The organism is Terrimonas alba (assembly GCF_042434975.1).
In the GTDB taxonomy this organism is placed as follows: Bacteria; Bacteroidota; Bacteroidia; order Chitinophagales; family Chitinophagaceae; genus Terrimonas_B; species Terrimonas_B alba.
Window position 1 is genome coordinate 332,069 of sequence record NZ_JBHMQM010000008.1, and the last position, 25,452, is coordinate 357,520.

Here is a 25,452-nt window from a genome sequence, read left to right on the forward strand (position 1 = left end):
TCCTTGAATATACGACCTTCTGAAAACAAAAAAAGCCTTTGTAAAAAGGCTTTCAAAAAATAAGAAGAATTTTTTTATTTATTATCAGCAGTAACACCTGCCACCATGTATTCAGCATTCAGGCGGGCAATATTGGTGATGGAAATTTCTTTGGGACATACTGCTTCGCAGGCGCCTGTATTGGTACAAGATCCAAAACCTTCCTTGTCCATTTGAGCAACCATATTTACTACACGTTTTTTTCTTTCAGGATCTCCCTGTGGCAACAAGGCCAGGTGGCTTACTTTGGCAGATACAAATAATAAGGCCGATGAATTTTTACAAGCTGCCACACAAGCACCACAACCTATACAGGCGGCTGATGCAAACGCATCGTCCGCTTTGTCTTTCTCAACAGGAATGGCATTGGCGTCGACGGCATTACCGGTGTTGACCGATATATAACCTCCCGCTTGTATAATGCGATCAAACGCATCCCGGTTTACCATTAAATCTTTTATAACCGGAAACGAATTAGCTCTCCAGGGTTCTACCGTAATTGTATCACCATCTTTGTATGCCCGCATGTGTAATTGGCAGGTAGTATTAGCATGCCAGGGACCATGTGGCCGGCCATTGATATACATCGAACAAGCGCCGCAGATACCTTCGCGGCAGTCATGATCAAAAGCAATGGGATCTTTTCCTTCGCTGATCAACTTTTCATTCAGCACGTCAAACATCTCCAAAAAAGACATTTCGGAAGAAATGCCAGAAACCTCAAATAATTCAAAACGACCCGGGCTCTTTGCATTTTTCTGCCTCCACACTTTCAACTTAAGATTCATTAAGTAATGTTCCATAAACAAAAATATTCTTCGTTTTAAATTATTTGTATGACCGTTGCGTCGGCTTCGCTACTTCAAATCTCAACTCTTCTTTATTCAATTGCCATTGACTTTCTCCTTTGTATTCCCACGCAGCCACATAGCTATACTTCTCATCATCACGCTTTGCCTCACCTTCTTCTGTCTGACTTTCTTCACGGAAGTGGCCACCACAGCTTTCGTTTCGGTTTAATGCATCCAAACACATCAGTTCACCCAGCTCGATAAAATCAGCTACCCTGTTGGCTTTATCCAATTCAGGATTCATTTCTTTGATTTCACCGGGAATGCGAACATCACTCCAGAATTCTTTTTTCAACTGTTGAATTTCCGCAATCGCTTCTTTCAATCCTTGCTCATTACGGGCCATACCACACTTCTCCCACATGATTTTTCCTAACCGCTTGTGCATGCTTTCTACCGACTGCTTCCCTTTTATATTCATCAGTGTATTGATGCGGTCACCCACGGCTTTTTCTGCTTCTTCAAATGCAGGATGCGATGTTGGGATTGGTTTCACTGCAATTTCGTTGGCGAGGTAATTACCGATTGTATAGGGGATTACAAAATAACCATCTGCCAATCCCTGCATCAATGCGGACGCACCCAAACGATTCGCCCCGTGATCGCTGAAATTAGCTTCACCCAATGCATACAAGCCGGGGATTGTTGTTTGCAATTCATAATCTACCCACAATCCACCCATCGTATAGTGCACAGCAGGATAAATCCTCATTGGCACTTCGTAGGGGTTTTCGCCGGTGATCTTTTCATACATATCGAAAAGGTTACCGTATTCTTCTTTCACCACTTCTTTTCCCAAACGTACCAGTGTTTCCAAATCGGGATTTTCGATGCCTTGTTTGCTGGCTTCTACTTTACCGTATTTATTGATCAGGTTGTATTTAAAATCGAGGTACACTGCTTGTTTGGTAGTACCTACGCCATAACCGGCATCACATCTTTCTTTGGCGGCTCTCGACGCCACGTCACGGGGTACAAGGTTACCAAATGCCGGATATCTTCTCTCCAAATAATAATCCCTTTCTTCTTCAGGAATATCATTGGCTTTGCGGGGATCATCTTTTTTCTTAGGCACCCAAATACGACCATCATTGCGTAATGATTCCGACATCAGCGTCAACTTGCTTTGATGATCGCCTGTTACCGGGATACAGGTAGGATGTATCTGCGTAAAGCAGGGATTACCAAAAAAGGCACCACGTCTATGCGCTTTCCACGCCGCAGTAACATTGCTGCCCATGGCGTTGGTGCTTAAATAAAAAACGTTGCCATAGCCACCACTGCAAAGCAACACCGCATGCCCAAAATGTCTTTCCAGTTCACCGGTGACTAGATTTCTTGCAATGATGCCTCTCGCCTTTCCATCTATCTGTACAATGTCGAGCATTTCATGACGATTGTACATTTTTACATTACCCAATGCAACCTGTCTTTCCAATGCCTGGTAAGCGCCTATCAATAATTGCTGCCCGGTTTGCCCTGCAGCATAAAAAGTTCTTTTTACCTGTGTGCCACCAAATGAACGGTTATTCAACAATCCTCCATATTCTCTTGCAAAGGGAACACCCTGTGCCACACACTGATCAATGATGTTGGCACTTACTTCCGCCAGCCGGTGCACATTGGCTTCTCTTGCCCGATAGTCACCGCCTTTGATCGTATCATAAAATAAGCGGAAAACCGAATCACCATCATTCTGATAATTCTTGGCAGCATTGATACCGCCCTGTGCTGCGATGCTGTGTGCACGGCGTGGAGAATCCTGGAAACAAAATGCCTTTACCTGGTAACCTAATTCGCCCAATGCAGCGGCTGCTGAAGCGCCGGCAAGACCGGTTCCAATGATAACAATTTCCAGTTTACGCTTATTCGCCGGGTTTACCAGCTTACAATGTCCCTTGTAATCTGTCCACTTCTGTTCTAATGGCCCCGAAGGAATTTTTGAATCGAGCATATTGTTCTTTTAAAAAATTATTCTTGATAACCCTCCCTGATCCCGACGTTAAGTCGGGACCATCATCACACAACCCCAGCCTTTCGAATATCACCTCTCAGTACGATCTTACCCTCTATACATATTTACACTCTATAAGTATCTCCGACCTAAGTTCCCCCTTTAGAGGGACAGGGGGGTTACACCCAACCCAAATACATACTTACCGGCATCATCGCAAATGCCAGTGAAACGACGACGGAAAAGCTGACACCAAGTGACTGAACTACTGCAATGTGACGTGTATTCGACAGGCCCAACGTTCTGAATGAACTCTGAAAGCCGTGTAATAAATGCCAGAAAAGAGAGAAACAGGCAACCACGTAAACGATGACCACCCACAGCTCCGAAAAAGTTACTTTCATCAACGTATACATATCATGCAATTCTTTTCCCTCAATAGCCGTTTGTACTACGCCTGTAAACCGTGAAGGAATCCAGAAATGCCACCAATGCAAAATGAAAAACAATAAAAGAATGGTTCCTAAAAGTCCCATGCTGCGGCTATACCATTTACTGCCCTGGTTTCCCATAGGCACCGCGTACCCTACTTTTCTTTTGGACTGGTTGCTGGCTGTAAGCATATAGCCTTGTATGATATGGAGGAAAATACCCAAAAAAAGCCCAACCTCCATGATGCGGATAACAACAGTGGCGCCCATAAAGTGAGCGGCTTTGTTAAACATAACTCCGCCATCATTGGCCCAGATACAGGCATTTACTCCAACGTGTACTACCAGAAAAGAAATAAGAAACAAACCCGTCAAACCCATTACTAACTTCTTGCCAACTGCAGACTTGAGAAAATCAGACCATTTCATCCGTATATTTTTTATTTGATTTTGGTCCCGAACTTGTTCGGGAAACTTATCATGTAAAAATTTTCATTCCCCTGTGTGATAAAAATGAAAATTTTAGCATGGGCGTTTCATCTTGTATTATTTGTTTTACCTGTTGCCAGATATTTAGCGTGTTGCTATAAATGACCGGGGTCTTCATAAGCAATCATCAATTTGGTTGTTCAATTTTGCGCAAAAATAGTATCCAATGACCAAACAATGACAAAAAATAATTTTGCAATCAAAACAACTGTAAGTTTATTGTTTTGGCTAATATTTACTGCAACCGTGCAGCCAGTTCATTGTCTATTTTCTTAAAGAGGTGGTAAGGTTTATAGGTGCGCCAGTTTTCAATTTCCATCAATTCAATATACCGGTTAAGATGCGCTTTTTTAAAATCATATTGCGTTTGTGACGGCATATTCAAACAAACGATCCAGCCATTTTCATCCATCAGTTCTTCGTAAAGCTCTTCATAATAGTCAGCACCGCCACTATGGAAATTCAGGACGTTTTCAGCGATGAGGATGAATTTCACCATCCCTTCGTACATGAATTTCTCAAGTACTTCTCTTTTCAGCTCCATGATATCGTTTTCGATTGCATCATTCCACTCTCCTATCATTTCGATGATGGCGTATTTCTCATCACTGTCTGCCATCAATACCTTGAGATACAGGGTGCGGCTGCCAAAATCATCCCATTGCGGATGTATAAAGTAGTTGTAAACAGTTTGGGTGAATTCAAACTCAGAATACTGCCGGCCATAGAAAGGCGAAAGCTGATCCTCCTCACTTACATAAATATGTCGCCAGTTATAAAAGGGTTCTATGGTATGCATAGAAAAATTCTTCCTGCAAAGATAGACTAAGAGTTGAAAGAGAGAATAGCTAAGAGATGAAGGAGAAAAAGAGAGAAAGAGTTGGTTGAAAATTCATTTTCTACGTATGGAGCCCTGCGGAGGCCAGCCAGTTGGCCAAACCGCTATTCTTTTATTTCATCATGCAAGTTGCTATCCAAAACAGCCTTGCTCTTTTTCTTCTTTACTCTTTGATCCCCTAGCTCAGTAAATAACTTTTCAACTCATTGTAATTATTCTTCATTTGGACACTCTTCTTTTCACTAGCCATGATGGTTGTCAGGGAGGATGGTATTTCAATCTTTTTCCCCGTGGTGCTTTCAACAGCATCCGGAAACTTCACCGGGTGCGCCGTCTCCAGGAAAATTCCTTTCGCAGAAGGATGCGAATCCAGGTATTTTTCTAAAGCCAGGTAACCCACCGCACCATGGGGATCCAATAAATAATGATGTTGATCGTACACTTTTTTGATCGTGGCGAGAGTGTCTTTGTCGGAAATACTATAGGAAGAAAGCTTGCTTTTCAAATCAGGGAATTGGTGTTGAAATATTTCCAGTATTCTTACAAAATTGCTTGGATTACCCACATCCATGGCATTGCTAAGCGTGGGAACAGCCTGTTTCGGTGTCAGTTCGGCTGTTTCGAGATAATCACTTACAATATCATTTACATTGCATGCCGCAATAAAATGATCAACGGGCAAGCCGGATTTGTTGGCTAAAATGCCGGCGCAAATATTTCCAAAATTTCCACTGGGCACACAAACTACCGGCGGATATTTTTTATAAGCCCACTGTTTATAAGCAAAGAAATAATAGAACTGCTGCGGCAACCAACGTGCTACGTTGATAGAATTAGCAGAAGTAAGAAAAAGTTTTTGATTCAATTCAGCATCTGTAAAAGCTTGTTTTACCATTTGCTGGCAATCATCAAATGTTCCCTGCACTTCCAGCGCATGGATATTTTTGCCAAGAGTTGTTAATTGCTTTTCCTGCACCGGGCTTACTTTGCCGGATGGGTATAGAATGACTACATCAATTCCGTGTACGTTATAAAAGCCATTGGCCACAGCACCACCGGTATCTCCGGATGTTGCTACCAATACCGTTACTTTTTTAGTGTTATCCTGCAAAAAATAACCAAGGCAACGGCTCATGAATCGTGCGCCTATATCTTTAAAAGCGAGGGTTGGCCCATGAAATAACTCCAGGGAAGCTATCGTATCATTTACTTTAACGAGTGGTATGGGGAAATTAATCGTTTCCTTCACAATTTTGAAAAGCCGATCTTCCGGTATCGTATTCCCAACATAAGGTTTGATTACGCTGAAGGCAATTTCTTCGTTGGAAGTGTTTTCGATTTCACTAATCAGGTTTTTATCTACCTGCGGTATTTGCTCGGGAAAATATAATCCTTTGTCCGGCGCCTGTCCCTGTATCGCCGCTTCTTTAAAATCAACTAATGGTGATTGTTTATTTGTCGAGTAATATTTCATTTTTATCTCAATAATCTTTAAATCCTATAAACCTGTCTGCCGACAGGCAGGTCATGGTTCAGACAATTTCTACACCCTTTTTATTAATAGTGGTGACATACGTATGATAATCGATTCCGATCCTGTCATACACATCCTTCATCACCTTTTCTACGGCCTGCGCCGTTGCTTTATCACGGCTCAGCATAAATATAGATGGCCCGGAACCCGAAATGCCCCCACCTAACGCACCGGTCTCTTTGCATTTCGCTTTTACTTCATCAAAGCCGGGTATTAGAATGCTTCTTACCGGTTCAATGATTACATCTTCCAGCGACCGGCCAATAAGATCAAGATCATTCTTCAAAAAGCCCGTGACAAGACCTGCAATGTTTCCCCATTGGCGAATGGCATCTTTTAACAGCACTTGTTGCCGCAATATCTGCCTGGCATCTGATGTTCTTACTTCTATTTGCGGATGAATAACGGTCACATGCAAATCAGGCGAAGGAATAGATACGATATCCAAAGGATGAATAGAGCGAATCAGGCTTACGCCGCCCAGGATGCAGGGAGCGATATTGTCGGCATGCTTCACACCCGAAGCCAGCTTTTCCCCATTCATTGCTAACTGTACTACTTCATCAGACGAAAATATATTTCCGAATAAATGATTGGCAGCAACAGCCGCACCCGCTGCACTGGCAGCACTCGACCCAATGCCACTTCCGGGCTTAATGTGTTTTTCGATAATGACTTCAAAGCCTTTATTATTGCCGGCTTTTTCCATAGCCGATAAAAGAACGACACCGGCCACATTTTTTTCCGGCTCGGTGGGCAAGTTATAATTGTCACGATTATGAATGATCACCTTTGGCTCATCCAATAGTTTTACCTCCATGATATCACTTGGATCGCTTAGTGCCAATCCCAGAATATCAAAGCCACAAACAAGGTTGGCAACTGTACCCGGGCAAAATACTTTAATAGCTCCTTCCTTTGCATCAAACTGTTTATTATCCATTCAGCAGATTTTTCAAATTTATTTAAACTCAGCTCGTCATTATTGTTTTGCAGCACGGATAATATCGGCAAAAACACCGCTGGCTGTGACTTCGGCCCCGGCCCCCGCACCTTTTACAACCAATGGTTGCTCTTTATACCGGTCGGTATAAAACAACACCACATTATCCTTTCCATATAAGTGATAAAGGTCGTGGTTCGGATCGATATGTTGTAAGCCTACTGAAGCTTTTCCGTCTTTATAGGAGGCGACAAACTTTAACTTACAACCTTCTGCATGTGCCTTGTCATAAAGCTTTTTGAAATGATCTTCTTCTTTCGCCATGGCCGAATAAAAATCAGCAACGGTACCTTGCATGCATGAAGCCGGCATAAAGGAATTATTGGCGATATCATTCATTTCAATTTTTTCCCCGGACTCTCTTGCGAGGATCATGATCTTACGCATTACATCAGTTCCGCTCAAATCCAGTCGTGGGTCAGGTTCGGTGTAGCCCTCATCCTGCGCCTGTTTCACCACATCCGCAAATCTTTGTTTGCCGTCATAATTATTGAAAACAAAATTTAATGTTCCGCTCAAAACAGCATCGATCCGATGCACCCGGTCGCCGCTCCGCAGCAAGTCGTTTAATGTTCCAATGATGGGGAGGCCGGCGCCAACGTTTGTTTCAAAAAGAAACTGGCAATTATACTCAGCCGCAAGGTCTTTCAGATGTTTGTAATTATCGAACGCAGAAGAGGCGGCTATTTTATTGCAGGCAACTACCGAGATACTTTTTTGTAAGAGTTGGTCATATACTGACGCTACTTTATCGTTGGCTGTGATATCAACAAATATGGAATTGCGCAGGTTGCGGTTGATGATCTCCTGTACATAATTTTGCAGATCAGCATTTTCACCTGCTTCCAGTTGCTCCTTCCATTTTGCAGGATCGACGCCTTCTTCTTTAAAGATCATTTTCCGGCTGTTTGACAATCCCACTACTCTTAATTGCAATTGCATTTGTTTTTGCAGGAAGCCCAGCTGTTGTTTTATTTGATCTAATAACTTACCTCCGACGTTGCCGGTGCCAATGATGAAGAGGTTGACCTGTTTGTAGGTTTTTTCAAAAAACTCTTCGTGCAACACGTTGATTGCTTTGCGAACGTCTTTGGTGGCGATAACCGCAGAAATATTTTTTTCGGAAGAACCTTGTGCAATGGCGCGGATATTGACACCATTTCTGCCCATGGCGCTGAACATGCGGCCACTGATACCAGGGTGGCTCTTCATATTTTCTCCCACTAATGCAACAATAGAGTGTTCTATTTCAATTTTCAGCGGCTCCACTTTTTCCAAAGCGATCTCATTGGCGAAAGCATGATCAACAGCTTGTTTCGCTTTGCTGGCAGAAACTGCGTCTACCGCTACACAGATGGAATGCTCCGATGAGCTTTGGGTGATTAATATGACATTGATTTTTTCATTGCTTAATGCTTCAAATAATCTTTTTGAAAAACCAGGTATGCCGATCATACCGCTTCCCTCGAGACTCAATAATGCAATATTGTTGATGCATGAAATACCCCTTACGATGTTTCCGTTTTTGTTGGCAATTGACTCGATCAATGTTCCTTTATCTTCCGGCGCAAAAGTGTTTTTGATCCATACAGGAATGTTTTTTGTCATCACCGGTTGTATGGTTGGCGGATAGATAACCTTGGCGCCGAAATGAGATAACTCCATCGCTTCCTGGTAAGAAATATGCGGAATGATGCGGGCATTGGCTGTCAATCGCGGATCGGCTGTCATCATACCGCTGACATCTGTCCATATCTCCAGGTTTTTAGAGGTTAGCGCTGCTGCAATAATAGCAGCAGTATAATCAGATCCGCCTCTGCCTAGTGTAGTTGTAACACCATTGCTTGTTGCGGCAATAAAACCCGGAACGATAAAAAGTGAAGCATCCTGGTGAGGAAAGAATTCAGTGATATTTTGAGAAGTTGCCGCAAAATCAACTTCTGCATTGGTAAAATTGGCGTTGGTCACGATCAGTTCCCTTGTGTCCTTCCACACATTTTCTACGCCTGCTGCCCTGAATGCAGCAGAAATAATTTGTGAGGAGAGCCATTCACCATAGCTGCCGATACGATCTTTTGAACGGGGTGTAAGTTCACGCAGCAAAAAAATACCATTGCAGATGTCTTCAATTTCATTGCAGCTTTTTTTCACCAGGCTTAGCAACTGGCTTTGATTGGCAACGGGTATCAACTGTTTGGCCGCTTCCAAATGACGCTGTTCGAGTAAATTCAATTTATTCTTGTACGCTTCATCACCATCAGCCGCCAGTGCTGCCGCTCCCAGCAACAGATCCGTGACACCACCCAGTGCCGAAACAACCACTATCGTCTTATCTTTTTTTATTGACTCTTTTACAATGGCGATGACCTTATTGATATTATCTGCATTGGCTACTGATGTACCACCAAATTTTAAAACCTGCATGACCGATTATTTATTTAAATGATTTCAATTATGTGTAAACAAAGTTCTTCCTTTTGAAGATTCAGCGATTAAGCCCCGGGGGTGATATAATAAGTATAATCCGCTTTAGCGGATTGTTGTAATAATAGTAGTGGTAGTGGAAGTAGAGCCCACTGCAGAGGAGGAGATGATATGACTATTATTCAACACGATTTTTTAATAGGGCGCAATATACAGAAGAATGATTAGAAAATTTAATTTCTGCCCATTCAAATATTGCACAGCAAACTACTGTTAGTTATTTTGCAGCGGCTGCGGCAACAGCTTTTTTTACACTGCCATATTGTAGCAATAACTTCTTTGCTTGCTCATAATCGGTAACACCCAGCCTATCCATCAACATCTTTACTCCTCGGTCAACCAATTTTTCGTTGGTCAATTGCATGTTCACCATTTTATTATCCTCTACCCTGCCCAGTTGGATCATAGCGGAAGTGGAGATCATATTCAGCACAAGCTTTTGAGCGGTTCCGCTTTTCATCCTGGTGCTGCCGGTTACAAATTCAGGCCCCACTACCACTTCTATTGGGAAATCGGCTGCTGCGCTAACGGGTGAGTCTGGATTACAGGAGATGCTCCCGGTTAAAATCCCGTTCCTGCGGCATTCATCCAATGCGCCAATTACATAAGGAGTGGTTCCGCTTGCTGCTATGCCAATCACCACATCTTTATCGGATACATTATGCGCCTGCAGATCTTTCCATCCCTGTTCTTTATCATCTTCGGCAAATTCAACAGCCGTTGTAATGGCTTTATCTCCACCAGCAATGATCGCAATCACCAATCCGTATGGAACACCATAAGTAGGCGGGCATTCACTGGCATCGACCACAGCCAAACGGCCACTGGTGCCAGCGCCAATATAAAATAAACGGCCACCCATGAGCATCTTGTCGCTAACGGCCTCTACCAATTTTTCTATCTGGGGAATTGCTTTTGCAACCGCATCGGGTACTAATTGATCTTCTTTATTGATATTGGACAACAGATCAGCCACACTCATTTTTTCCAGGTGATGATACGAACTCGACTTTTCTGTAATTTTTTCAAACGCCATACATCTTCGTTTAGCTATGGTACTCTATGAGGCCGCTCATAGGTTTCTTTAAAACTTTTCCTAATTCAAATTCATAACTGTGACACAATTCTTCCAGTACATCCTTAAATCCAAAGGCTACACTGCCCACAAAGTTGACCGGGTGACTCCATATTTCTTTATACTTACATAAATGTGTAAAGAAAAAATCGTTCAGGCAATCTTCAATGATATTTTCGATCATGTAATGACCCCTGTTTTCTGCAAGAAACATTACAAAGCTGGCAAGATAACGATTGGGTAATGGATTTTTATAAACATTTTCTAATATCTCCGCCGCATTGGTCAGATAGGTAACATCAAACCGGCCCCGCAATTCGTCATCAAAGGTGTTGTATAAATAATATTGCAACACCCTTTTGCCCAAATAGGCACCACTGCCTTCATCGCCCAGCACATAACCAAGGCCCGGGCTATTGGTCACAATTTTCTTTCCGCTATAATAACACGAGTTAGATCCTGTTCCTAAAATACAGGCAATTCCTTTTTGGTTACCACACAAAGCTCTTGCTGCCGCCAACAGGTCGTGATTTACATCAATGGCTGCTTCAGGAAAAACGGCCCTGATGGCTTTTTTCATCAGTTTTGCATTTTCAGCGCTGGCGCAACCGGTACCATAATAATAGATCTCGTCTACCTGGATATTTTTTAGCTTTGGTTTTAATTCTTTCAAAAGCAAGGCACTAATCTCTGCCTGGTTCAAGAAATAAGGGCTAATACCTTGTGTGAGAAATGTTTTTCGTTTTCCGTTCGTAATAAGACTCCACTCAGCCTTGGTAGCACCGCTATCAGCTATCAATTTTACCGAATCCATATAAAGATTTGTTGAAATGGATGAACGAAAAAAACATTCCGTTCAAATCCAGTATTTTGCGCCAAATTAATGTAAAGTTAGATGATGGGAAATAAAAAACTGCAAGTGTGGCTACCACTGATCTTTTCAATGGTATTGATAGCAGGAATGTTCTTCGGATATAAAATGGGTAATAGCGGTAGCAGCAGAGGTTTTTTAAAAGTTTCTAAGACTACATCGCTGCAGGAAGCTCTTGATCTGATCAGGTTAAAATATGTCGATAAGGTCAACACTGATTCTATTCAATCAGGTGCTATCAAAGAAATGATGAATGAACTGGATCCTCACTCCGTGTATTTCCCCCCTGTAGAACTAAAGGCAGCGAATGAGGACCTCGCCGGCAATTTTGACGGTATTGGTGTGGAGTTTAATATTTTCAATGACACGGTCAATATTGTTTACGTCATTCCGGGTGGCCCCAGTGATAAAGCCGGTTTACAAATAGGCGACAAACTTTTGAAGGTGGGTGATTCATCATTGATCGGCTTGCCTACTTCTAAAATAAAAGAATATATAAGAGGTGAGAGAGGATCCGTTGCGACCATTCAAATTTCAAGAAACGACCATGTCAAAACCATCAAGGTTACCAGGGGAAGTATTCCTGTATCAGCTGTTGATGCGGCTTATATGATTGACAATACCACTGGCTATATCAAGCTGAATAAATTTACCGAGAATAGTTACGAAGAATTTATGGCCGCCCTGGAGAGTTTAAAAAAACAGGGCTTGCAGGCGCTTATTTACGATTTGCGCAGCAATGGCGGCGGTTATATGAATGAAGCCATTGATATGGCGGATGAATTTTTAGAAGGCGATAAACTGGTTGTTTATACCGAAGGAACAAACAGTAAGAAGAGAGAATATCGTTGCAAGCGTCCCGGGCTTTTTGAAAAAGGAAAATTGACAATCCTTGTAGATGAACTTTCTGCCAGTGCCAGTGAAGTGCTTGCCGGTGCTTTACAAGATTGGGACAGGGCGGATATAATCGGGCGTCGTACTTTCGGTAAAGGGTTAGTGCAGGAACAATATCAACTGAGTGACGGATCAGCCATCCGCCTGACCGTTGCCCGCTATTATACACCGCTTGGCCGCAGCATTCAACGTCCCTATGATAAAGGGAAAAAAGTGTATATGGATGAGATATGGGAACGCTATTCCAACGGTGAATCATTATATGCTGATTCCAACAAAGTCAATAATGGAAAAGAATATAAAACAGCCGCAGGAAGGATTGTGTATGGTGGTGGTGGCATCATGCCCGATATTTTTGTGCCAATTGATACAGCTACTTATCCAAGAAGTGTGAATAAGCTTTTTGTAAATGGCAGCTTCAATAGTTTTGTGTACACCTATTATTTACAGCATAAAAAGCAAATAGACCAGTATAGTTCACCAACTGACTATATAAAAAAATTTAACCAGTTGGAAGATATGTGGAAGCAATTTGTAGTGTATGCAAAAAAAGATTCTGCTAAGCTCGAAGGCGTTACCCCAAAACAAAAAGAAACCTTGCAAAAGAGATTAGAAGCCTACCTGGCGAGGTTTCGCTGGAGAAACAGCGGTTACTTCCAGGTGCTGAATAGCGAGGACACTGTTTTTGCAAAGGCATTTGAACAGGTAAAGAAATAAAAAGCAGTCCGCCCCGGCGGACTGCTTGCAGGATAAAGTACTGGTTGATTATTGTTGATTATTTATTTTGTTGTCATCCCACCATTTCTTTTCCATTTTATATGAACCGAAAAGGCCTAACCCTCCTCCGATAGCGATCAATGCAAAATAGATCGGTATGTTTTTATCATCGTCATAGTGACCGTTGCGGAGATTTTGATATAGCACATAATTATCCAGCAAATAAGCCAAAAATAAACCAACGCCTGCACCGATTAATAATAAGGCCCATTTCAAGTTTTTGTAGGGTGCTGGCCTATTGGCAAATTCTTTGGGATTCATGCCTTTCTCTATCATGGCTAGATTTTGCCTTGTTTTCAGATAAACAATGCCGAATATCATAGCAAATCCGCCTGCGAACATGGTTAGTGGAACTAAAACTTCTGGACCGCTCATAATTGTAAATTTTATTTTTTAAGTAGTTTGTTTGTGTTTTGTTCTTCTATGACTACAGCTTTTAAACCCAGGTTACAGTCATTTCCAAACTTTTTTAAAAATCGTTGTACAATAACTATGACTACACCTGTTTCAAACAGGTTACAAGCAATTTTCCAATATAATATATTAGGTTAGGAGTAGAAAATCCTTCGAAACCCTCCCGAGCTTGTCAAAGGATGGTTTGCGGGATAAAATCGTACTTTACGTTGTAACCAAAACTCACCAATTGTAGTCTTATAGATACATGTCTACCGGACTGAATGATAATGAGCTTATTAGCAAAGTTATTGGCGGCGACCAACAAGCTTACGCAGCTTTGGTTAGCCGCTATCAAAACTATGTATTTACCCTGGCCTTACGTTTTACCAAAAACCGGGAAGATGCCGAAGAGGTATCACAGGACATATTTATAAAAGCATACCGGGCCCTGGCAGATTTTAAAGGAGCTTCCAAATTCAGCACCTGGTTATATACTATTGTAAACACTACTTGCATTAGTTTTTTAAGAAAAAAGAAATTGGAAGTTCATTCGTTAGATAATGAAAAAGTGTTTGAAGTGGCCGATAGCCAGGATTCAGGAATGCGGGCCAACCTGGTAGAACAAAAGTCAAGGGTGTCGATGGTCAACAACGCCATCAAAATGCTGAGTACAGACGATGCAGCCGTTATAACTTTGTTTTATAAAGGTGAGCAAACGCTGGAAGAAATAGCGCAGATATTAGGTATAGAAACCAATACGGCCAAGGTCAGGCTGCATCGGGCCCGGACAAGATTAAAAGAAAAAATGGAAACTTATTTTTCACAGGAAGTAAAAGATTTACACTAACCCTAAACAGAAATGATATGAATGCACATGAAAATATAGAAGGACGTTTGTGGGATTATATAGATGGGGTTGCGACTGTTGAAGAGAAAACCATCATTGAGCAATTGATTGCAACCAATGCCGGGTGGCGTGACAAATATGGCGAACTGCTGAAAGTGCAGCAGCTATTGCAGTCATCGGAACTGGAAGCTCCTTCCATGCGATTCACTAAAAATGTGATGGAAGAAATCAGCAAACTGCATATTGCGCCTGCAAGCAAAACCTATATCAATAAAAATATCATTCGCGGCATCGCACTATTTTTTATTACCCTGATCGTTGGCTTCCTGGTGTATGGTTTCGGCCAGGTAGATTGGAGTGTACAGGGAGATTCTAAACTTCCGGTCGATTTAGCCAAAGTAGATTATAGCAAGATGTTTAATAATGATTGGGTCAATGCGTTCATGATGATCAATGTAATATTGGGATTGTTTTTGCTGGATCGTTATTTTGCCAATAAACGAAAACAGTTCCGCGAAGAAGCTTAACCTCACCCCTAACCCCTCTCCAAAGGAAAGGGAAACAAGAGATTATTTAATTTGACAATGCTTGGTGAATTATCATCAGGTCCGGTACAACCCTTCTGTTCGCAGGAGGGTTTTTGTTTTTACTGAATTGATATGAGTCCTGGTGAATGCTTTGCTAACCTGCTTTTCCATTATGAAACATCTTGCTATCCGCAGGTGCTTCTCTCCTGTCAAACATTCCATAATCACGGTTGACATTGGCTATCCTGAGGTGATAATCCTTAAATATATTTTCCCTACCCTTTGATTGAGCAAGCCGGTGCATTTCAGTATTGCGCCACTGTTTGATGCTTTCTTCATCTTTCCAGAATGATAATGACAGCATCTTTCCGGGATCATTAATACTTTGAAATCGCTCAACGGAAATAAAGCCCTCAATTTTTTCCAGTACAGGCTTTAATTCGGCTGCTATAGTAAGATATTCATCTTTTTTGCCGGATGCCGGAATTACCTCAAAAATTACTGCTATCATAATTTTAATTTTATTATCTAAGAGAGATCGAAATATTTATTGGAAGCCTTGCATTGATAACAGGCTCGTATTGAATCTCTTTTTCAACCAGTTTAATCGAATTATATTTTTCAAAAAGATATGATAATGCTGCTGTTGCCATATTTACAGAGAAATGTTGGGCTAAACACCCATGAGAACCAATTCCAAAAGTTAAGTGTTCATTATTATTGGTTCTTTCAATATTGAAACTATCCGGGTTGTTAAATTTTCTAGGGTCCCGGTTGGCCGCCGCAAGCACTATTAACATCATCTGTCCTTTTTTGATCTCACGATTGCCGATTGTAATAGAAGAAGCTGCTATTCTTCTTGTGTTATGAATAGGGGGATCAAACCTTAATGTTTCGACCACATATTTTTGCAGATATTCTTTGTTAATATGAGTTGGAAGCAGCATTTCCCTGCCGAGCACTTGCAGCAACGAATTACTTAATATACCTCTTCCGGCATCATAACTCTGAATGAGCAACCCGATAAGATTGCTTACACATAAAGAAAGGATTTCGTCTTTACCGGCTCCATATTTTTCAGCTAATTCAGTTGTAATAGTCTTGTGAAATTTTGTAGAAAGAATATGTCTTTCAGTGATGGTCCATACTTCCTTTGAGACCGGATTGATAACTGAGACCTGTTCAGGTGTTTTACCAGGCAACATTAGTTTTATAAGCTGACCGATATTGTTTGAAATAACATCATATGCATCCGTGTTGAAGTCAAAGCTTTTCAATATAATATCAACGGGAAGTCGCTTGCAAACCTTATTCACCCAATCTGTTTCATTATTAACATTTTTACCGGGCAGTAAACGGTTTATTATTTCTGGCAGAGAAACGCTTTGCATATTTTCAAACAAAAACAAAGCGGTTTTTCTGGAAATCTCATGCTGGACCCCGTTACTTATCCTTGCCAGCCTGCCATCAATCGCCAACGCATATTCATTTAAATTATTTGTGTTGTTCTGATTGAGCGGGGGAATCAATACAGCAGGATCCAAAAGAGCAGCTTTACAGTTTCGATAGGAATAGATTGCCCAAATGTTGTTGCTGCTATCCCAAAACACAGGGTTTTCATAGAGCATTGTTCTGTAAAATTGATACGGGTCCTGCATTTCTGATTGCAAAAACAATGTATTTACCATTACTGTTTGTTGTTATTCTTCTGCAAGATTATGTAGCTTTATTCATGAATACTTCATTTCGGGCTGAAGTATGAAATACATACAATGGAGAATCAATTTAAACAAATGGCTTCGTTGATCGGTGATCCCACACGAGCCACTATTCTATGGACGTTATTAGATGGCAAGGCTTTTACTGCAACAGAATTAGCTATTACAGCTGATACATCAGCGCAGAATATAAGCATGCATTTGAGCAAACTGGTGCAGGCTGGGCTACTTTCGGTAGAAAATCAGGGCCGCCATAAGTATTATAAATTTTCCCGGAAAGAAATTGCTTATGCGATAGAGGCAATGGCTAATCTTATACCTCAGCCGGTTACGGGTAAAAACAACCAATTTGTAAATAATTTGTCTCCTGTTAAATATTGCAGAACCTGCTACGATCATTTAGCCGGCAAAGTAGGTGTATTACTAACCGATAGTTTGTTGAAGCAAAAAATAATTATTGATAGTAACAATACTTTTGAAATAACTAAGAAGGGAGAAAAATGGTTTTCAAACCTGGATATCCATATTGATGATTTGAAATTACAAAGGCGTTCATTTATACGTCCGTGTCTTGACTGGAGTGAGCGACGAAATCATATGGCGGGCTCACTTGCAGCATCATTACTTGATAAAATGCTTTCCTCTGATTGGGTAAGAAAAATTAAAAACTCGAGAGAAATTATTATTACGGCCAAAGGACAAAAAAAGCTTGCTGAATATTTTAAACTTTCTCTTTGAATATCCCGACAAATTGCTCCATTGCCCGCTTCGTTCCTGTTATGATAGATGGTGATCATGAAGCAAAGGCTCAATCATTATTGCTGAATAGCGGACCGAACGTACAAGAGTGTGACACAACAAACGATCATAGTAGCACAAAGGCTGGCTAAAAACAACACTCAGTAGTCACAATTCAATGCTCCTTACTTAGGAAATCTCAATTGAACATTGAGCATTGAAAATTGGATATTGAAAATTTCTTCAGCGGTATCCTTCGACTTCGGCCATTCTCCGACTTCGCTCAGGATGCTTACCTTTGCTCTGCAACAAATGTTTGTAATGGATATTAAGAATAACATACTGGAAACCATCGGCAATACCCCTTTGATCCGGCTCAATAAAATAACCAAAGATTTTCCCTGCACTGTACTGGCAAAAGTGGATTATTTCAATCCCGGCAATTCCATAAAAGACCGGATGGCGCTGAAGATGGTAGAAGTGGCGGAGCAACAAGGAAAATTAAAACCCGGCGGTACCATTATTGAAGGCACGAGTGGTAATACCGGTATGGGTCTTGCATTGGCCGCCGTGGTAAAGGGCTATAAATGTGTTTTTGTTACAACCGATAAGCAATCAAAAGAAAAGGCAGATATATTAAAGGCAGTAGGTGCGGAAGTAATCGTTTGTCCTACGAATGTATTGCCTGAAGACCCCAAGAGCTATTACAGCGTAGCAGCAAGACTGGCGAAAGAGATTCCCAACTCTTATCATATGAACCAATATGATAATCTTGCTAACCGGTTGGCGCATTATGAAACTACAGGGCCCGAGATATGGAATCAAACTGACGGAAAAGTCACCCATCTCGTGTGCACCGCAGGTACAGGCGGAACTATCACGGGCACTGCCATGTATCTCAAAGAAAAAAATCCCAATATCCAGGTATGGGCCATTGATGTATACGGATCATTACTAACCAAATATTTCCGGACCGGTGAAATTGATATGAATGAAGTACATCCCTACATTTCAGAGGGCTTTGGCGAAGATTTTGTACCGAAGAATTATGACATGAGTGTGATCGATCATTTCGAACAGGTGACAGATAAAGACGGCGCCATTATGGCAAGGAAACTGGCGAAAGAAGAAGGGATATTTTGTGGTTACAGTGCCGGTAGCTGTATACAGGGATTAATGCAACTGAAGAACAAATTGAAGAAAGATGACCTGGTGGTTTGCATTTTTCACGATCATGGCAGCCGCTATGTAGGGAAAATTTATAATGATCAATGGATGATTGAAAGAGGTTTTCTCGACGTAAAAACTTTTAAAGATGTGATTAGCTCAAGGGGCACCAAACGCCTGATCACTGTAGAGCCCACCCAAACCGTAGCGGAAGCAGTGGAACTGATGAAAAAATATGATATAGAACAGATACCGGTGATGAATGGCGAAGGCCCCGTCGGTGCGATTAGCGAAGGTGGTTTATTCCAAAAAATATTTGACAACCCCGAGATTAAAAACTCGAAAGTAAGTGATGTGCTGGAGCCTATGTTACCCGTGGTAGCGTTTGATACCCCGGTAGAAAAATTAAGCTCTCTCATCAACAAAGGCAACGGCGCCGTTTTGGCAAAGGATGAGGCAGGCAGTTACCATATTATTACGAAGTACGATGTATTGCAGGCGTTAAGCAAATAGCCGCACAATACCGCAACACTTGATTTAAAACAAGGCTGGTAACGTTTGCGCCAGCCTTTTTCGTATAAATACCATTCTTTCTATCGCTTTTTCCGCAATTAAAAATTGGTCCATTTACCATTATTTCAGGAAAAACTGACATTAAAAATAGAGCAGTTTTGCTCTGTGATGCTAAAGGAATCATAATTATTTTTGTTTCAGAAGTTGATTGATTGAATTCAATCATTAGTCCAATATCATCCAGATAAAAACCAACCGTCCAAGTATCGATTTAATTTTAAAACCCAATCCTTAGAAAACCAAACGATTCGAAATCCAGTATCAATCAACTTCTACTTTTTAAGATTAGTTCAAAGAATATATAAGATCCAACATCCTTAGAAAAGCGAACCAAAATCCTGGGAGAAAAACCAATCCAACGATCCTTAAGAAAATCATCCGAATCCAAAACCGGGAAAACCAAATCCAATCCCTGAAGAACGAACGTAAGTCACCGTGTCCAAATCCATGAAAAGAAATTAACAGTCCGGAACCCTCCTGCTAAGTCCTGAGCATGTCGAAGGATAGCAGGAGGCGCGGTGATAAAGACCTCTCCCCAAGCTCTTTGCTTATACCAGACCTCATTATAAAAGTTATTCACTCAAGGACGGGCGACGCCAATGCTGATTTGAGAAGGAGATTGATGAATGACTCTTTCTCAAATCTAATTGGTATAAATTGCAGCAAAACAGCTGATGTTTTCCTTTACAGATCAAACAGGAAGAACGGTCTCCCTTGCTACTACCCCACGCCGTATTGTTTCTTTAGTTCCCTCACAAACAGAATTATTATGTTCCCTGGGCCTCGACGAAGAAGTTGTTGCCATCACAAAATTTTGCGTTCACCCAGCCGAATGGTTTTATTCCAAAATCCGGGTAGGCGGCACAAAGAAAATCAACCTATCAACTATCCATCAATTAGCACCTGACCTGATCATCGCCAATAAAGAAGAGAATGTGAAAGAACAGGTTGAAGAACTTGCTAAATTTTATCCTGTATGGGTAAGCGATATCAATAACCTCGGGGATGCGTATGACATGATCGAACAAATAGGATTGATTACTAATAGAGCGAATAAATCGAAGGAACTTATTACTTTAATAAAAGAAGGATTTAACCAACTTCCGCTTCCTGACTCCCCTTTAGGGGGCGGGGGTACCTGTTACCTGATCTGGAATGATCCCTACATGACCGTTGGTGGTGATACATTCATCAACTCGATGTTGGATGCGGCAGGACTTAAAAATGTGTTTGCCGATAAAGCCCGTTATCCCGAAGTGAGCATTGATGAACTTAAAGCGCAGAACTTAAAACTTTTGCTTCTTTCGTCTGAGCCATTCCCATTCAAACAAAAACATGCCGAACAATTGCAGCCACATTTGCCGGACACTAAGATCTTACTGGTAGATGGTGAAATGTTTAGTTGGTATGGCAGCCGGTTACAATATGCGCCCCGTTATTTTATGGAATTGCAGCGTTTAATTGTTGAGAGTTGATCAGTTGACGGTTAAGTGTTGGGAATTTGCATTAGCTGTTGCATCAGTTTTCTACTATCACTAACATGGAGCGATCCCCTGTTTTGGCGAAGGATTCGTAACTTCCATCCATGAGTTTTGCAGACCATGATAATGACCACGAAAAAACGAAAGTGGATAAGCCCTCCCGGAAAAAACCTATGTTCCCGGTCAGTACGGGGCTTCGCTCCTACCTCAAGCATCATGGGCGGGAAGTAAAGCTTCCTGTGTTGTATAAAGATCTTTTGCATTATACGTTTTCCGTTCCTATCAAAGACAAAAATGGCCGTGACACGCTGTGGGAGAAAACCATTTATGATAAAAGAGACTGGGATTTTATCCGCGATGGATTAGTGAAAATTTATGCCATCCTTAAAACCGAAGGCGATTTTACTTATACCAGCCATTTGGATGTCGCCCGGATCGACTATTGCACATTTGGTAATTCTCATCCGTTTCGCATCCGTATTGTCAATAAATACAATGACAATTATGATCATTATTATATCAAGATAGCTGATGCATCCCGCATTTATGGTTTGGAATTAGAACATATCTTATCGCCTAACCGCATTACTTTTTTTACCTGCGATAATACTTTGGTGGAAGAACATATTCCCGGAATACCGGGTGATGCGTTTATTCAACAGATGAAAACCGATCCGAATATTAATCGAATAAGATTGGCAAAGGAATTTGTGAAGTTCAATGAACGTTGTTTTGTTCGCTTGCTGGGCGATATGCGGAGCTATAATTTTGTGATCGATATTACACCCGATATCGAGGATTATCAATACCGCATCCGTGCAATTGATTTCGATCAGCAGTCGTATGAAGGAAGAAAGAATTTGTACCTGCCACAGTTTTTCAAAGAAAATTATCCCTATGTCGATCTTTGCCTGAAACATTTGAATAAAGAATCCATCGCTCAGTACCAGGCCGAAGAAAGAACCATGATCACTTTCAGGTTGGCTTCCTCCCGTTATCGGATCAAAGAACTGCTGGATATCATGTCGTTGGATAAAATATCGGTACCTGAGAAAGTAGAACAATTGAAACAAGAACTGAATGCTCACCTGCATACTACGGTCTTCAATAAGTGTCAATCGATGGGACAAGTTGTAAAAAGGCACTTAAAACAAACGCTCCAAAAAAACTTGTTGCTGGTTCAGCGAAATGTTGGGAAAGACAGTGATTAAAACTTTTAAGAAGGTCTATACATTTATCGACTTACGATTGTTCGCATTACGACGCCCCATGAAATGAGTTGTCCGGCACACTAATGATAAATAAACTATATTAGCGCTCTTTTTACGGTTGCTGCCTCTTTTAAAACCAATTATTTTACTTAAAGAAGAAACTGTTGCAATGAAAAAGTACAAAGCCGGGGTACTGTTCGGTGAAGAACTGGAAGCCCTTTACAAAGATGCCAAAGACAACCAATTTGCTTTACCTGCTGTAAACACCACTGGCACCAACACGATTAATGCCACATTAGAAGCTGCTGCAAAGGTCAACTCACCTGTTATCATTCAATTTTCAAACGGCGGTGCGCAATTTATCGCTGGTAAAGGAATGCCAAACGATAAAATGCAGGCCAACATTTCCGGCGGTATATCCGGTGCTCTGCATATTCACAATGTTGCAAAATATTATGGTGTGCCGGTTGTATTGCACACCGATCACGCCGCAAAGAAATGGTTACCCTGGATCAGTGGTTTGATTGATGCCGGCGAACAATTTTATAAAGAAAAAGGTCAGCCGCTTTTTAGTTCACACATGCTGGATCTTAGCGAAGAAACATTGGAGGAAAATATTCAAACCTCGGTAGAATTTTACAAACGAATGAAACCCCTGGGAATGAGCATCGAGATTGAGTTGGGTGTTACCGGTGGTGAAGAGGATGGCGTTGATAACAGCGACGTGGAGAATGATAAATTGTACACGCAGCCGGAGCATGTAGCTTATTCGTATACAGAATTAAGTAAAGTAGGAAGTATGTTCACTGTTGCTGCTGCTTTTGGTAATGTGCACGGAGTGTATAAACCCGGTAACGTGGAACTGCGTCCCGAAATTTTGAATAACAGCCAGGTGTATATCGAAAAGAATTTGAAAACGGGTGCTAAACCTGTTTATTTCGTGTTTCATGGTGGCAGCGGTTCTCCTCAACACCAGATCCGCGAAGCAATTGGTTACGGCGCAATCAAAATGAACCTGGATACCGATCTTCAATGGGCCTTCTGGGAAGGTGTGCTGGACAACTACAAGAAGAATGAAGCCTATTTACAAGGTCAGTTGGGTAATCCTTCCGGCGCTGACTCTCCCAACAAAAAATATTACGATCCCCGTGTCTGGCTTCGCAAAGCAGAGGAAACCTTTATCAAGCGTTTGGAGGTTGCGTTTGAAGATCTCAATTGTATCAACCGAAATGCATAAAAAATCAGCAAGCCTCGCCATTCAGCGAGGCTTGTTTGTTTATAGACTCTCTTGTCTGTGGCTGGAACCTGTTTAAATTTTTCAGAACTTGCCTGACGGCAGGCAGGCGCAGATATTTAAGATGGCGATGTTTTTCGCTGATTTTATCTTGATAAATCAGAATAATCAGCGTTCTACTTGCATTTTTAAACAGCTTCTTTTATACCCCAAAATGAAAATTTTGTTCGTGCCGTACAAGCAGGTTTGTATAAGTTTGAATGGAAATAAATAAAATTAAATGCGGCAATTAGGTTTTATAACAGCGCTTTTATTCCTATCAATGTTCTTTACGCAAAAAGCATTTTCACAAGGCCGTGGCCGCCTTTCAGACTATAAAATAAAGATTGGTGTCTTAGCCAAAGGGAAATTAAATGCTATAACAGATGTTGCCGGCGTAAAGGTTGGTCACACAACATTGATCAAAGCCGATTCAATCCGTACAGGAGTTACCGCCATCTTACCACATGATGGTAATTTGTTTCAACAGAAAGTACCGGCTGCTGTTTTTGTGGGCAATGGCTTCGGTAAACTGGCAGGTGTTACACAGGTACAGGAATTGGGAAATATTGAGTCGCCTGTTATTTTAACCAATACCTTAAATGTTTCAACCGGCATCGAAGGCGTTACCAGGTATACCTTGTCGCAGGCCGGTAACGAAAATGTACAGTCGGTGAATGCTGTTGTGGGGGAAACCAATGATGGCTATTTAAATGATATCCGCGGTCGACATGTAAAAAGTGATGATGTAATACAAGCCATTCAACATGCGCAAGCAGGCGCCGTAGCAGAAGGCAATGTCGGTGCGGGAACCGGTACAGTTTGTTTTGGTTTCAAAGGCGGGATTGGCACATCATCAAGAGTAATTCCCCAAAGTCTCGGTGGTTATACAGTCGGTGTTTTGGTTCAAACCAATTTTGGTGGGGTCTTACAAATTGACGGAGTGCCGGTAGGTGAAGAACTAAAAAAGTTTTACCTGAGTGATCGCTTGAATGATCCGGTTGATGGAAGCTGCATGATAGTGGTAGCAACTGATGCTCCGCTGGACTCCAGGAATCTTGAACGCCTGGCCAAAAGAGCTTTTATGGGTTTGGCTAAAACAGGCGGTATTGCCAGCAATGGCAGCGGTGATTATGTCATTGCATTTTCCACGCATCAATCCGTAAGAGTGTTACATGAAAGCAGGGAGTTATTGCAGTCTCAAAATGTTTTGCGCAATGATGAGACCTCTCCTCTTTTTATGGCGGCGATTGAAGCTACCGGGGAAGCAATATTAAATTCTCTTTTCAAAGCAGAAACAATGCGCGGAAAAAACGGACGTACAATAGAAGCACTTCCACTGGAAAAAGTGATTCCGCTATTAAAAAAATATAAAAGTATTCCCGAATGATCGCCTTTGTAAACGGACAATTTATTGAAGAAGAAAACGCTCAACTCCGACTAAATGATCTTTCGATTCAGAGAGGTTATGCAGCATTTGATTTTTTCAGAACCAGGAATTATGTTCCGTTATTCCTGGATGATTACCTGGCCCGCTTTTATAATTCAGTGGAAGGTATGCACCTGCCGGCGCCGTATACAAGGGATGATTTGAAAAACATTATTCATGAATTAATCACAAGGAACGATTTGTCGGATACGGGTGTTAAATTATTGATAACAGGTGGTTATGCTACGGACGGTTATGAATTATCGACACCCAATTTTATTATCACGCAGCATGCCGTTCAATTAACAGATGCTAACAAATTCAGCAAGGGCATCAAAGTGATTACACATGAATACCTGCGGGAATTGCCGGAGGTAAAATCCATCAACTATTTAATGGGTGTATGGCTGCAGAAAGAAATAAAAGAAAGGAACGCTGCAGATGTACTGTACCACAAACATGGCTTGGTGTCAGAATTTCCCCGCTCCAATATATTTATCATTGATAAAAACGGTACCCTTATTACGCCGGCCGAACATGTATTGCCGGGCATTACCCGTAAAAAACTGATTGAACTAGCCACAACGAAACTAAATGTTGAGCTGCGCACAGTAAGTTTGAACGAAGTTAAAAATGCAGCCGAAGTATTTATGACAAGTACTACCAAGCGGCTTCTTCCTGTAACACAAATTGATGAAAAGATCATTGGAAATAGTAAGGCAGGCCCCGTCACCACGCTGCTCAATGATGCATTTCTTGAAATGGAAAATGAATATATTTCTTTGTCAGGTCTGAAATAAGCTTGCAGCACATTTGTTTTTATTTACTGTCAATCACCAAAACCGGTTAGTG

General features: G+C 41.4%; 23 protein-coding genes. 11 read left to right on the forward strand and 12 right to left on the reverse strand.

Annotated features, from left to right (window positions below):
* Window positions 1–74: 74 nt before the first annotated feature.
* The 9 genes from ACFEL9_RS22660 to ACFEL9_RS22700 form a co-directional block, all read right to left on the reverse strand.
* Complete coding sequence (locus tag ACFEL9_RS22660) at window positions 75–842, reverse strand: succinate dehydrogenase/fumarate reductase iron-sulfur subunit (RefSeq protein WP_385894846.1); 768 nt, start codon at window positions 840–842, stop codon at window positions 75–77.
* A gap of 25 nt (window positions 843–867) precedes the next feature.
* Window positions 868–2,844: a fumarate reductase/succinate dehydrogenase flavoprotein subunit gene (locus ACFEL9_RS22665; protein WP_385894848.1), complete on the reverse strand. Its 1,977-nt coding sequence runs from the start codon at window positions 2,842–2,844 to the stop codon at window positions 868–870.
* A 179-nt stretch (window positions 2,845–3,023) separates the two neighbouring features.
* The gene (locus tag ACFEL9_RS22670) at window positions 3,024–3,704 is read right to left on the reverse strand and encodes a succinate dehydrogenase cytochrome b subunit (protein WP_385894849.1); all 681 of its coding nucleotides are present in this window, start codon (window positions 3,702–3,704) and stop codon (window positions 3,024–3,026) included.
* Window positions 3,705–3,999: 295 nt separating this feature from the next.
* On the reverse strand, window positions 4,000–4,563 hold the full coding sequence (locus ACFEL9_RS22675; protein ID WP_385894851.1) for a hypothetical protein: 564 nt from the start codon (window positions 4,561–4,563) through the stop codon (window positions 4,000–4,002).
* A gap of 217 nt (window positions 4,564–4,780) precedes the next feature.
* Window positions 4,781–6,076, reverse strand: coding sequence for a threonine synthase (gene thrC, locus ACFEL9_RS22680; protein WP_385894853.1), 1,296 nt, complete (start codon window positions 6,074–6,076; stop codon window positions 4,781–4,783).
* Window positions 6,077–6,134: 58 nt separating this feature from the next.
* Window positions 6,135–7,079: a homoserine kinase gene (locus ACFEL9_RS22685; RefSeq protein ID WP_385894855.1), complete on the reverse strand. Its 945-nt coding sequence runs from the start codon at window positions 7,077–7,079 to the stop codon at window positions 6,135–6,137.
* A gap of 39 nt (window positions 7,080–7,118) precedes the next feature.
* On the reverse strand, window positions 7,119–9,563 hold the full coding sequence (thrA, locus tag ACFEL9_RS22690; RefSeq protein ID WP_385894857.1) for a bifunctional aspartate kinase/homoserine dehydrogenase I: 2,445 nt from the start codon (window positions 9,561–9,563) through the stop codon (window positions 7,119–7,121).
* Window positions 9,564–9,840: 277 nt separating this feature from the next.
* On the reverse strand, window positions 9,841–10,659 hold the full coding sequence (murQ, locus tag ACFEL9_RS22695; protein ID WP_385894859.1) for an N-acetylmuramic acid 6-phosphate etherase: 819 nt from the start codon (window positions 10,657–10,659) through the stop codon (window positions 9,841–9,843).
* 10 nt (window positions 10,660–10,669) lie between these two features.
* Entirely contained in the window at window positions 10,670–11,512 is an 843-nt protein-coding gene (locus ACFEL9_RS22700) for an N-acetylglucosamine kinase (RefSeq protein ID WP_385894861.1), read from the reverse strand.
* Window positions 11,513–11,617: 105 nt separating this feature from the next.
* Between ACFEL9_RS22700 and ACFEL9_RS22705 the strand changes: the two genes are divergently transcribed.
* Window positions 11,618–13,180, forward strand: a complete 1,563-nt coding sequence (locus ACFEL9_RS22705) for a S41 family peptidase (RefSeq protein WP_385894862.1) — start codon at window positions 11,618–11,620, stop codon at window positions 13,178–13,180.
* Between the two features lie 48 nt (window positions 13,181–13,228).
* Here the strand turns inward: ACFEL9_RS22705 and ACFEL9_RS22710 are convergent, their stop codons facing one another.
* Entirely contained in the window at window positions 13,229–13,615 is a 387-nt protein-coding gene (locus tag ACFEL9_RS22710; protein WP_385894864.1) for a DUF6249 domain-containing protein, read from the reverse strand.
* 286 nt (window positions 13,616–13,901) lie between these two features.
* On the opposite strand from ACFEL9_RS22710, the gene ACFEL9_RS22715 reads away from it, so the two are divergent.
* Window positions 13,902–14,483 (forward strand): RNA polymerase sigma factor, encoded by a 582-nt coding sequence (locus tag ACFEL9_RS22715; protein ID WP_385894865.1) that lies wholly within the window; start codon window positions 13,902–13,904, stop codon window positions 14,481–14,483.
* Window positions 14,484–14,500: 17 nt separating this feature from the next.
* Window positions 14,501–15,010, forward strand: a complete 510-nt coding sequence (locus tag ACFEL9_RS22720; protein WP_385894867.1) for a hypothetical protein — start codon at window positions 14,501–14,503, stop codon at window positions 15,008–15,010.
* 154 nt (window positions 15,011–15,164) lie between these two features.
* Here ACFEL9_RS22720 and ACFEL9_RS22725 read toward each other — a convergent pair whose 3' ends face one another.
* The gene (locus tag ACFEL9_RS22725) at window positions 15,165–15,521 is read right to left on the reverse strand and encodes an antibiotic biosynthesis monooxygenase family protein (protein WP_385894868.1); all 357 of its coding nucleotides are present in this window, start codon (window positions 15,519–15,521) and stop codon (window positions 15,165–15,167) included.
* A gap of 13 nt (window positions 15,522–15,534) precedes the next feature.
* The gene (locus ACFEL9_RS22730; protein WP_385894870.1) at window positions 15,535–16,698 is read right to left on the reverse strand and encodes a cytochrome P450; all 1,164 of its coding nucleotides are present in this window, start codon (window positions 16,696–16,698) and stop codon (window positions 15,535–15,537) included.
* A gap of 84 nt (window positions 16,699–16,782) precedes the next feature.
* On the opposite strand from ACFEL9_RS22730, the gene ACFEL9_RS22735 reads away from it, so the two are divergent.
* From ACFEL9_RS22735 to ACFEL9_RS22770, 8 genes are all read left to right on the forward strand, one after another.
* Window positions 16,783–17,466, forward strand: a complete 684-nt coding sequence (locus ACFEL9_RS22735; RefSeq protein WP_385894872.1) for an ArsR/SmtB family transcription factor — start codon at window positions 16,783–16,785, stop codon at window positions 17,464–17,466.
* Entirely contained in the window at window positions 17,463–17,618 is a 156-nt protein-coding gene (locus ACFEL9_RS22740) for a hypothetical protein (protein ID WP_385894874.1), read from the forward strand. The genes ACFEL9_RS22735 and ACFEL9_RS22740 overlap by 4 nt, the downstream gene beginning before the upstream one ends.
* Window positions 17,619–17,787: 169 nt before the next feature.
* The gene (locus ACFEL9_RS22745) at window positions 17,788–19,146 is read left to right on the forward strand and encodes a pyridoxal-phosphate dependent enzyme (protein WP_385894876.1); all 1,359 of its coding nucleotides are present in this window, start codon (window positions 17,788–17,790) and stop codon (window positions 19,144–19,146) included.
* A gap of 734 nt (window positions 19,147–19,880) precedes the next feature.
* Window positions 19,881–20,681: a helical backbone metal receptor gene (locus ACFEL9_RS22750; protein ID WP_385894878.1), complete on the forward strand. Its 801-nt coding sequence runs from the start codon at window positions 19,881–19,883 to the stop codon at window positions 20,679–20,681.
* 110 nt (window positions 20,682–20,791) lie between these two features.
* On the forward strand, window positions 20,792–21,898 hold the full coding sequence (locus tag ACFEL9_RS22755) for a hypothetical protein (RefSeq protein ID WP_385894880.1): 1,107 nt from the start codon (window positions 20,792–20,794) through the stop codon (window positions 21,896–21,898).
* Between the two features lie 169 nt (window positions 21,899–22,067).
* Window positions 22,068–23,135: a class II fructose-bisphosphate aldolase gene (fbaA, locus tag ACFEL9_RS22760; RefSeq protein ID WP_385894882.1), complete on the forward strand. Its 1,068-nt coding sequence runs from the start codon at window positions 22,068–22,070 to the stop codon at window positions 23,133–23,135.
* 277 nt (window positions 23,136–23,412) lie between these two features.
* The gene (locus tag ACFEL9_RS22765; protein ID WP_385894884.1) at window positions 23,413–24,561 is read left to right on the forward strand and encodes a DmpA family aminopeptidase; all 1,149 of its coding nucleotides are present in this window, start codon (window positions 23,413–23,415) and stop codon (window positions 24,559–24,561) included.
* Entirely contained in the window at window positions 24,558–25,400 is an 843-nt protein-coding gene (locus ACFEL9_RS22770; protein ID WP_385894885.1) for an aminotransferase class IV, read from the forward strand. Before ACFEL9_RS22765 ends, ACFEL9_RS22770 begins: the two co-directional genes overlap by 4 nt.
* Window positions 25,401–25,452: the final 52 nt, after the last annotated feature.

Bases quoted from the DNA above. Each gene is read 5' to 3' on its own strand.
- ACFEL9_RS22660 (WP_385894846.1), bottom strand. From the start codon at position 842: ATGGAACATTACTTAATGAATCTTAAGTTGAAAGTGTGGAGGCAGAAA.
- ACFEL9_RS22665 (WP_385894848.1), bottom strand. From the start codon at position 2,844: ATGCTCGATTCAAAAATTCCTTCGGGGCCATTAGAACAGAAGTGGACA.
- ACFEL9_RS22670 (WP_385894849.1), bottom strand. From the start codon at position 3,704: ATGAAATGGTCTGATTTTCTCAAGTCTGCAGTTGGCAAGAAGTTAGTA.
- ACFEL9_RS22675 (WP_385894851.1), bottom strand. From the start codon at position 4,563: ATGCATACCATAGAACCCTTTTATAACTGGCGACATATTTATGTAAGT.
- thrC (WP_385894853.1), bottom strand. From the start codon at position 6,076: ATGAAATATTACTCGACAAATAAACAATCACCATTAGTTGATTTTAAA.
- ACFEL9_RS22685 (WP_385894855.1), bottom strand. From the start codon at position 7,079: ATGGATAATAAACAGTTTGATGCAAAGGAAGGAGCTATTAAAGTATTT.
- thrA (WP_385894857.1), bottom strand. From the start codon at position 9,563: ATGCAGGTTTTAAAATTTGGTGGTACATCAGTAGCCAATGCAGATAAT.
- murQ (WP_385894859.1), bottom strand. From the start codon at position 10,659: ATGGCGTTTGAAAAAATTACAGAAAAGTCGAGTTCGTATCATCACCTG.
- ACFEL9_RS22700 (WP_385894861.1), bottom strand. From the start codon at position 11,512: ATGGATTCGGTAAAATTGATAGCTGATAGCGGTGCTACCAAGGCTGAG.
- ACFEL9_RS22710 (WP_385894864.1), bottom strand. From the start codon at position 13,615: ATGAGCGGTCCAGAAGTTTTAGTTCCACTAACCATGTTCGCAGGCGGA.
- ACFEL9_RS22715 (WP_385894865.1), top strand. From the start codon at position 13,902: ATGTCTACCGGACTGAATGATAATGAGCTTATTAGCAAAGTTATTGGC.
- ACFEL9_RS22720 (WP_385894867.1), top strand. From the start codon at position 14,501: ATGAATGCACATGAAAATATAGAAGGACGTTTGTGGGATTATATAGAT.
- ACFEL9_RS22725 (WP_385894868.1), bottom strand. From the start codon at position 15,521: ATGATAGCAGTAATTTTTGAGGTAATTCCGGCATCCGGCAAAAAAGAT.
- ACFEL9_RS22730 (WP_385894870.1), bottom strand. From the start codon at position 16,698: ATGGTAAATACATTGTTTTTGCAATCAGAAATGCAGGACCCGTATCAA.
- ACFEL9_RS22735 (WP_385894872.1), top strand. From the start codon at position 16,783: ATGGAGAATCAATTTAAACAAATGGCTTCGTTGATCGGTGATCCCACA.
- ACFEL9_RS22745 (WP_385894876.1), top strand. From the start codon at position 17,788: ATGGATATTAAGAATAACATACTGGAAACCATCGGCAATACCCCTTTG.
- ACFEL9_RS22750 (WP_385894878.1), top strand. From the start codon at position 19,881: ATGTTTTCCTTTACAGATCAAACAGGAAGAACGGTCTCCCTTGCTACT.
- ACFEL9_RS22755 (WP_385894880.1), top strand. From the start codon at position 20,792: ATGAGTTTTGCAGACCATGATAATGACCACGAAAAAACGAAAGTGGAT.
- fbaA (WP_385894882.1), top strand. From the start codon at position 22,068: ATGAAAAAGTACAAAGCCGGGGTACTGTTCGGTGAAGAACTGGAAGCC.
- ACFEL9_RS22765 (WP_385894884.1), top strand. From the start codon at position 23,413: ATGCGGCAATTAGGTTTTATAACAGCGCTTTTATTCCTATCAATGTTC.
- ACFEL9_RS22770 (WP_385894885.1), top strand. From the start codon at position 24,558: ATGATCGCCTTTGTAAACGGACAATTTATTGAAGAAGAAAACGCTCAA.